The organism is candidate division WOR-3 bacterium (genome assembly GCA_039802205.1).
Taxonomy (GTDB): domain Bacteria; phylum Hydrothermota; class Tepidihabitantia; order SM23-42; family JAOAFX01; genus JAOAFX01.
Genome location: JBDRWD010000083.1, coordinates 1 through 8717 on the forward strand (window position 1 = coordinate 1; position 8717 = coordinate 8717).

The window sequence follows — 8717 nt, forward strand, 5'->3', positions numbered from 1 at the left end:
TTCATATGAATTGCGAAAGGCAAGGCAGGGGCGGGGATTCGGTTCGGTTGTCAATCCAATGCTTGGATTATAGGTAAATCGGGCAACATTCTGACTCTGTTCCCAGGATGAACCACCGTCCGTAGATAATGAATAAGCACTCCAGGCATCGGGACCATTAACCCCCGGAAATTCAAGGGTTGTAAAGGATAGGTGTAGATTCTCTGTATTATGTTGCCGTATCAATTTTCTGCCTTCAGTATATTGGGTATGCGAAGTTGGAATATCAACATCAAACTCAAAGACCTGAACATCACCCTGATAGGGGAGGTAGTTATGTTTGGTAACGGTCACTTTCATTACACCGGTAGTAGGCACATTAAGGCTAAAATACGCTATTCCATCAGCATTTGTCATTTCTGATTCATAGACTTCAGGAAGGGTTGCACCTGGTTTGTAAATAGTCACCAAGGCATTTTGTAGGGGTATCTGTTGAACACCAGATGGGTCTTCATAGACTGTAACTTCAAAATTTATTGGTGTGTTTACAGGAATTGCATCAGGATGTTCAACAATCATATCCTTTGGATTTTCGGTCCAGACCGGCATTTCAGGCGAGCCGAAGAGATTGTGGAGATAGCAAAGGTCCCAGGCATAAAAACCATATGGGCCAGAATATCTTGCCTTTGCTTCAGCAATGCCAATTAGCGTATCATAGTAAAAGAGCCGGTTGACGAAGTTTTTATTTAATGTTGGTGAACCCCAGTAGGGTGGCTCCCAATAAGCATATCCATATCTTGTATTACCTAGAAAAGCAACCGCATTAATTGGTGGGTAAGGGTCGGGTGGAACGCCTGCCAATCTGTAAAATGATGTCCAGGCTTCAGCCATACAAGGAAGAGGACCCCCGGCAGTCCAAGTTGGGTCATAACTATGCTGAGGTGGAGGCTCTGTGTTGTCAAACCAGGCGTTATCGCAATTGATTGCATAGACTATGTAATATTTGCCGACGTTGTGCGTCTCTGAGAGGTTAGGCATTACGCCATTGTAGTACCAGGGATGTCCCATAATTAACTGCCGATAATCCGGAAAAGCAGTTCTTATACCGTCAGTACCCCCATGACCACAAGTAAAGACAACTCCGTAACCAATACTTAGTGTATCAATCAGTCTATGGTCATTTGCATTGCTTGGGTGACCTACCACACGATGTTGAATAATATTAGGTGGGAAATATGTAATAATTTCTTCCATAATATCAGGAAAAGGATGAGGAGATTGATAATTTTGGGTAATCCAGAGTGAATGGCTCATTAAATTTCTATTTGCCGGGGATTTCTCATACGTTAATCTTTTTTCTACCCACCATGATGATTGCTCATAATTCCATGCCGGAACCCTGCCAATCCAGATTTCTTCGTGATAATCGGGATTATTCGGCCAGGCGCCTGTGAAATCTTGGAAGTAAAGATCGGTGGGAATTCCAGAATAATAGGCAACAGAGTATCTGCAGGGCAAGTAATTCTGTGGATAAATGAATTGTGGAGCACCACCAAGGATTGCAAAAGCGGTTCCGCATTCAAGATACATTTTCCTTAAGTATTCTTTGATCTTTGCCGCATCATCACCAATATACTCTCCAGGATAACCAGGTATGGGGTCCCATATTCCGTCGTAATTGAGATATATCCAATCCGTAGCAACTATAGCGGTGAACATTCCTTTTTCAATAAGCCAATTAGCAAATGGGCGATAGGCTAAAGTGCAGGCAGGTGGAGCAACAATTATAACCTCAGGATAACCCAGTCTTCCAATCTCATCATCAGGCACAATCTGATAAGGTGGGCTATAGAATGCATCAACCTCCCATTGATTATAGACGCTGGTTCTTAATCCGCTAAGATACAATTGGTGAATTCCTTCACCCCTGATCAGCGGGCGTTGAGAAATCGGCACATTTTCAAGAAGAAAACGAAAGGTAATTGATTGAACCAAATATAAGGAATCCCGCACCGGATTATAGAGCAAAGGATAGACCGCAATCGTAGCCATTGGAATACCATCAAAAGAACCTCTATGAGAAACTTGAATTGGGATTGAATCTGGATAGAGGGCATCCGTAGAGTATATTAAAGAATCTGGCGGAACCCAGGGTGGCGGTTCTGGAGGATAAGTTAAAGGGAAAGGCGGTTGAGTGGGATAGATGTTATAAGTGCCTTGCACCGGAATCAGTGTGAGAGATAGAATCTCTATATTTTGGACTTTTGTCCCATTGGGCAGAATGAAGTTTAGTGTCTTAACCGGCAGTTCTGGTGCACCAGTATCCGTTGTGGCGGACATCTCCATTCCCTCTACCCTATCAAAGCCATTCTCAACTGAAAACTCAAATTGAGAAAGGTCAAAGGTTAGGGTATATGGACCTTGAGCAAAGAGAATGCTCAATAGCCCGACAGACAGACAGTTCTTAGCATCTTACCTCCATGTTTGTTTTTGACCTTGTTTTTATTTCTTTCCTTTAAGAGCCGGGTCAAGCACTTAAATTGTGCGATGAATCGCACCGCTACAAAGGATTTTGTTTCTGTCCCTTCCCATCACCTCCTTTCTGTTGCCTTCGGCAACTTACCTATGGACATGGATAAAGACACAGATTTATACCAGTTTTTTTATAATACTTGAAGCCATTAAGTTTTTCCCAAAACATTTGTATTTATTTCTCCTCACCCTGCCCTCTCCCCGCCACGCTTCATGGCGTGGAGAGGGTGTTGTTTAAGGAAAACTTACCTTTTACTAATTCTATATTTAGTATAATCACTTTTTAGAAATTGTCAAGGGGGAATCTCACTAAGCCATTTCAGATAACCTTCATATCCAGCGATTATCGGCATTGCAATTATTTCTGGTGTTTCATAAGGGTGGATTTCTCTAATTGTTTTTTCAAGTTCTGGATATAACTCTTTCTTGCTCTTAATAATACATAACCATTCTTCAGCGTTCTCAATTTTACCCTTCCACCAGTAGGTACTTTTAATTGGTCCCAGAATTTGAACACAACCGGCAAGCCGTTTTTCTACAACTATTTTTGCTATCTTTTCTGCATCTTCCTTTTTTTCGACGGTCGTAAAAACTTGAATATAACCATTTGTTTGTTTCATTATCTCACGCGCTTTCGTTTTCTTTATATACTTCTCCCTTCAAGCAAAAAGATTATTTAATCACCTAAATCTATACCCCAAACCCACCCCGAAATTTTGCGGATTGTCCCAATAAGGAAGCTGATAACCAAGATAAAAGACTATTCCCGATCCTTCACCGGGACCGATATTTACAAAGAAATCGTAGGGTTTGAAAAATGCAAAATAAGTAATATGAGTTCCGAGAGTGTAGAGAGTATTCCTTGTTTCATCCCTGAAACCAACCATGAGTGTACCCCTAATAATATCCGGAAATGCTGGACCAAGAGCAACTGATAGGGTAGGATTTCTATTTTTTCTCAGTTCAATTTTGGGAGCGATAGATGCTGAAAAACGATTATGTATCTGGTAAGTGGTACCATCTCTATAGCCTTCTATTCGGTATACTGTAAAATTTGAACTCAATCCTATTTTATCGGAAAATCCATAAAACAGTCCCCCAGCAACGGCGACACCTTTAGTATCTTCAAAATTGTATTCGTCAATCACGCCATAATCAAAACAGCGATATCCGCCTGTTACACCCACCCATCCCTGCATGCCTTTACGTACTATCGGTGAATCAAAAGTAGGTATCAAACAGGATACATTTAATAACATCAAAATAACAAGGACACTTCGTATGAATTTAACTGTTTCCATTGGACTCCTTTCAATTTTAATTTTATCTAATTTTTAAATTATGTCAACATCTCTATTTAAAAGATGTAGTATATTTTTCAACTGAAGTATGGAATTTTAAAATTATAAGACATGTGAACGACAAATTATACCACCAAGGACAAAAACCCCCTTTTCCTTCCTATACATTTTACATTGCCAAAATTAATTTTGAAGTCATATTTGAAAATCACCTATGTCTATACCCCAAGCCCACAGCAAGGTACGGAAACAAAGAGCATAAAATAAGAGTAAAAAACAACGCATCAGCAAGCTGATGCACTACAGACATTCTTTATTATCTTATCATCATCTTTTAAAAAGATGGAACAAGAGGATTAAATAAAAGGAAGAAAACAAAGGCGAGGGTTATTTCTTTTTGCTAAAGTCCACTTATTATGTAAATAATTCCGATAACAATAAAAATTGCTCCAGCAATGTAAGAAATAATCTTGCGGTTGATACGCTCGGTAAGTAATCTGCCAATAAATATTGCCATCAATGAAAGAATTGTTAGGGCAAATATTACACCTGCCAGCACCAGAATTGGATGATACTTTGTCGCAAACAGCCCAGCAGCAATTTGAGTTTTATCACCAAATTCAGAGACGAAGATAACACCAAAACCGGTCAAAAAAGGATTTTTCAATTCGCATTCTGCCTTTTCATCTTCTTTTCTCAAAAGGGTTATAACTCCGAAGATAATAAAAATAATGCCACCAGCAATTTTGATATAATGCGCCGGCATAACATTTGTAGCAAAATTACCGAGGAGCACAGCAATACCATCGGTAACAAAAAATGCAAGAATTACACCTAAAAGTAACAAAAAATGTTTTTTTGTCTGCGTCGCAAGGCATAAAATTGCAATCTGAGTTTTATCGCCCAGTTCAGCAAGTCCAATGGTAAAAAATGGTATAAAAAAATCCTGAAACATTATATTGACTCTGGATTTGCAAACATATCCACCCAGGGTAATGAATAAGTAAACCTTATGAATAGAAAAGCCGAGATTATTATAAAAACAATGAGCACAATCCTAATTGAAGTATTGAACTCAAATCTTTCAGCAGTCTTTTCGGTTATACCAGCAAATATGCCAGATAGATAAGAACTAAAAATTGCCCATAACAATTCAATTATGTTGGAATCCGTTTTGCCCCGGATTGCCGGTGCCAGATACCATATAAGAAAAACAAACCAGGGCACAAAAATTGTTGACAATAATCGCGCATACCAGAAACTTGCTTTCGCATTTATTCTCTTCTGAATAACTAAGTATTCTATTAAGCTGGCAAATAGATATGCCCAGAATGCCATTTTCAGATGTTGAAAGATAGATTCATCAATACCACAGAATGGTGTAAGGATAGACCAACCAGTCAAATCATATCCGAAATGCAATGCAGAAAATATAATTAGATAAAGGAATGCTTTAACTGGAATTTTTTGAATAAACATTATTGCCTGCTTTCTCCTTAACCTTTATCCCCTCCATTCAAAGGAGAAGAATTTTTCGAGTCTCTTCTTACCGTGCAGGATGTATCTGTTGCCAATTCAGATTTGAACCAACATTGGGATTATAATTGGGGTCGTCAGTGAGAATGTATTCACCTAAATTGTTTGACCATACATTTTAATATCCAGTAGGCAGTTCTACCCGTTTTTCTGCAAATGGGTCATAATACTGGTCAACACCTCTTACATAATCACTGAAATTCTGTGCAATCTTTTCATTTACACCTTGACGATATTCCCATGCCCTTTGCTGGTCTTCGCGCATTTCACTACTTGCCTGGGCAATGATCTGATTCATTCTGCCTGTTGCCTGAATATTCTGAATTACAAGTTGTGCAAGATACTCTTTCACATTTGCAACCTTGGCATACCATTGGGGATTGACCTGCAAGGAATACAGCATAGTCTGAAACAACTTTGCCTGGGCATCAAGTTTTCCTTTCTCTGCTCGGAATGAGAATATCGAATCAATATACCAGTAGTTTATGTAATAACTTGGCGAATAATAACTACCCGGTAAATTTATTATGAACTGACTGACTGCCGCATAAAATTCCTCTTCCATCTCTTTTCCGTTTTCTGTGTATTCAATCCTCATTTTGCCTGCTTCAGCGAGTGCGGTAACACCCTCGGTTGGCGGTCCCTTTGCAAGTTTTGCCAGGTCCGGGACTTCTTTTTCTTCAATAATTTTTAAATCACTGACTCCCCCTCTGAATTTAGGAATGATAACCCGGGTGAAGGCGGTGTGCAAGTCAATGGGTTGGGCTACAGGCGTTCCAAATCGTAATTAACCAGGAGGATTCGTATACAAAAATCCCTGATTATCAGTCCAGAAATAATCTTGGGCTGGAAAGAGATTGAATTCAGCCCGACTTTTGGTATCATAAAAACGAAAATTGACCCTCGCAGGCAGGGCTGGGACTGCTACCCAGTTTATTGCCCCTTCTGCCTTCCAGTCACCGGGAATGAGCAAACGGAATACCTCTATCCCTGCTAAAGGGTCATTATAGGAATATGTAACAAACTTTTGCATCTTTGGTGGATTCTTCGTCTTGCTGGTCTTTGTATCATCACTCCCCGAACATATTACAAACACAAAGAGACCCAAAAACACAATTGCTTTTGATATGGTTTTCATAATTCCTCCTTTTTTTATTATTATTTCAAAACGCCGCTCCAATTTTTATTAAACGTAGGACAAACCTTCAGAGGCTGTATTACAATTTCTATTTTGTCACCCTGAATTTATTTCAGGGTTTCAAAAAGTAATGATTTTTCAGTCGCCGTCCCGAGCTTGTTTCGGGATGCTGAAAATGGCATGAGATGCCGAAATAAATTCGGCATTACATTGTTCAGCATGACAAATACTAATATTGATCAAATCATCCCTTTATTTTCTAACATCTATTATTAAATAATTGATTTTATCCTTTCATAAAAAAAATCAATACCTAAATCAGAATTGGTACAGAACAGACAACAATCCATAATGTATCCAGGCAAAATTATAGACCTCAGTAATATCAGCGCCACCTTCAACACTTCTATAACCTAAGGAAATACTCCAGGTTTTTGTGGGATAAAATCGTCCTTTCAAAGCACCATCAAAAGCCCTGCCCGGTCCACCAGCAAGCCCTTCAAGGTCAAAAACAAATCCCCACTTTTCGGTGAATTTCTTCTCCATTGCAATATGTAATAAAGGCACAAATCCAAGGTCTGTTTTCTCCGCACTTCTCCCCTGTTGCTCAAGTTTTATCTTCGCGTCCCTGATTTTCGCTGTAAATCCAATCCAGCATCTACAATTATGCTTCACACTCAGGCATAAATTATAACTGTATCCAAGACGCCAGGAATTGAATTTGTATGTCGCATCTGTTGCAATGCCCTGCTGAAATGTTTCGCCGCAGTAATTTATATCTGTATCAAATGTTCCTGTCTTTGTATAGAATAACGGTGCAAGAAGAATATGAAGATTATGTCTTGATGTGATATGCCATTTAAGATACAAACGAAACCAGGGTAATGGACCTGTTCCAACAAGTTCAACGAGCGAGAATCTTGTACCTGCAGATGTATTTGGTATCTGGACAACATTCCTGCTTTGCCAGACCGCTCCACCTTCCAGTTCAGCAGAGAATCTTTCGGACTGGGAATTGCCCAGTGAAAGACACACAACCAAAAGCAAACAAAATGCAAATTGTATATACTTCATTTTACCTCCTATTTTATCTTTTGTCTTCTTGCCTTTTCTATCCATCTTGCCATCTTTAGTCTTTTTTAGTCCGTTAATGCCTTTTCCAAATTGCTATTATTGCCAGTAAGGCTAAAGCCTTGCCCTGCTTTTCCTTTCTCACCATCTTGAACCATCTTTAGCTTTCTAATTCATTTCGCCTTTTTGCCATCTTTAGCCTTTTAATACCTTTTTCAGACTAATATTTTGTCCTCACTCTTATTATCAACTGCCTTTTTTCAGTATCCAATATTGCCAGCATAAAATCAATCAGATCTTTCTCTAAAGTCATTTTAATCTCCTTTGGTTTGCGCATTATATCATCACCTGCTGTTCTACATTGATAAAATCCTTTTGTATCGGGCAAATCAAGCGATTTAAGGGCATCTTCATACAATTGTTCAATTGTTGGATTGTACACTGAACCTTCTTCAGGCAATTCTTTACCAGAATTTTTATAACTCCTTATAATTCCCTGCTTTGTTGATTCAATTCCAAGCATCTTCATTAGAAAATCTTTTGGTATAGGTAATTCACGCCATTTACCATTTTTCAGTGCATCTGTCAGATATTTCTGAAAATCTTGTTCATTAAATTGAAATCCAATATCAATTCTCAGACCTTCCCGGCCAAAAAAGCCCGGCTCTTCTGGGCTAATATGTGAGTAAATTGTCTTTGCCGAAGCAGGCACCGAAAATTCACGACGGAGTATAGTTTCATCAGATTCACGGGAGCAAGCAATAATAAAAGTCAACAAATAAAAACAAAAGAGATTAAACCGCTTTATCAAAATCTCTTTCATCTAACTGGAGTTAAATATATACTTTCAAAGGTGAGGAAACTATTTATCTTTTTTCTCAAAATGAACAATTCTTATCGGATACGGAATTATTATATTTTCCTGTTTGAATCGTTTATGCAATCTTTTAACAAATTCATGTTTAATTATGAATTGACTGGCAAATTCTTCTACACGCAGTATGACAGTAAATTGAATACTGAATTCGCCAAAGGTGTGATAACGAATAAATGGTTCAAAATCCTTTACTCCACCCGGAACTTCACGCAAGGTTTCTTTTGCGACCTCAATTACAACCTTTTCTACTTTTTCCAAATCACTATCATAACTCACACCCACC

The 8717-nt window shown here is 38.7% G+C and carries 10 protein-coding genes; all 10 read right to left on the minus strand.

The features are described from left to right. The coding region (locus ABIL39_11830) for a C25 family cysteine peptidase (protein MEO0166814.1) at positions 1-2421 on the minus strand (2421 nt) is incomplete at its 3' end. Positions 2422-2804: 383 nt separating this feature from the next. Next, on the minus strand, positions 2805-3131 hold the full coding sequence (gene cutA, locus ABIL39_11835) for a divalent-cation tolerance protein CutA (GenBank protein MEO0166815.1): 327 nt from the start codon (positions 3129-3131) through the stop codon (positions 2805-2807). A 60-nt stretch (positions 3132-3191) separates the two neighbouring features. After that, entirely contained in the window at positions 3192-3812 is a 621-nt protein-coding gene (locus ABIL39_11840; protein MEO0166816.1) for a hypothetical protein, read from the minus strand. Between the two features lie 400 nt (positions 3813-4212). Beyond that, on the minus strand, positions 4213-4767 hold the full coding sequence (locus ABIL39_11845; GenBank protein ID MEO0166817.1) for a TMEM165/GDT1 family protein: 555 nt from the start codon (positions 4765-4767) through the stop codon (positions 4213-4215). Further along, a complete protein-coding gene (locus ABIL39_11850; GenBank protein ID MEO0166818.1) occupies positions 4767-5291 on the minus strand; it encodes a DUF6512 family protein in 525 nt (174 codons plus the stop codon). Before ABIL39_11850 ends, ABIL39_11845 begins: the two co-directional genes overlap by 1 nt. Positions 5292-5466: 175 nt before the next feature. After that, on the minus strand, positions 5467-6099 hold the full coding sequence (locus tag ABIL39_11855) for a hypothetical protein (protein ID MEO0166819.1): 633 nt from the start codon (positions 6097-6099) through the stop codon (positions 5467-5469). A 36-nt stretch (positions 6100-6135) separates the two neighbouring features. Continuing rightward, positions 6136-6486, minus strand: a complete 351-nt coding sequence (locus tag ABIL39_11860) for a hypothetical protein (GenBank protein MEO0166820.1) — start codon at positions 6484-6486, stop codon at positions 6136-6138. Between the two features lie 318 nt (positions 6487-6804). Next, positions 6805-7560, minus strand: coding sequence for a hypothetical protein (locus tag ABIL39_11865; GenBank protein ID MEO0166821.1), 756 nt, complete (start codon positions 7558-7560; stop codon positions 6805-6807). A gap of 217 nt (positions 7561-7777) precedes the next feature. Next, positions 7778-8380, minus strand: coding sequence for a hypothetical protein (locus tag ABIL39_11870; protein ID MEO0166822.1), 603 nt, complete (start codon positions 8378-8380; stop codon positions 7778-7780). A 39-nt stretch (positions 8381-8419) separates the two neighbouring features. Further along, a partial coding sequence (locus ABIL39_11875) for a mechanosensitive ion channel family protein (GenBank protein ID MEO0166823.1) occupies positions 8420-8717 on the minus strand: 298 nt, incomplete at its 5' end.

Bases quoted from the DNA above. Each gene is read 5' to 3' on its own strand.
- ABIL39_11860 (MEO0166820.1), bottom strand. From the start codon at position 6,486: ATGAAAACCATATCAAAAGCAATTGTGTTTTTGGGTCTCTTTGTGTTT.
- ABIL39_11840 (MEO0166816.1), bottom strand. From the start codon at position 3,812: ATGGAAACAGTTAAATTCATACGAAGTGTCCTTGTTATTTTGATGTTA.
- ABIL39_11865 (MEO0166821.1), bottom strand. From the start codon at position 7,560: ATGAAGTATATACAATTTGCATTTTGTTTGCTTTTGGTTGTGTGTCTT.
- ABIL39_11850 (MEO0166818.1), bottom strand. From the start codon at position 5,291: ATGTTTATTCAAAAAATTCCAGTTAAAGCATTCCTTTATCTAATTATA.
- cutA (MEO0166815.1), bottom strand. From the start codon at position 3,131: ATGAAACAAACAAATGGTTATATTCAAGTTTTTACGACCGTCGAAAAA.
- ABIL39_11870 (MEO0166822.1), bottom strand. From the start codon at position 8,380: ATGAAAGAGATTTTGATAAAGCGGTTTAATCTCTTTTGTTTTTATTTG.
- ABIL39_11845 (MEO0166817.1), bottom strand. From the start codon at position 4,767: ATGTTTCAGGATTTTTTTATACCATTTTTTACCATTGGACTTGCTGAA.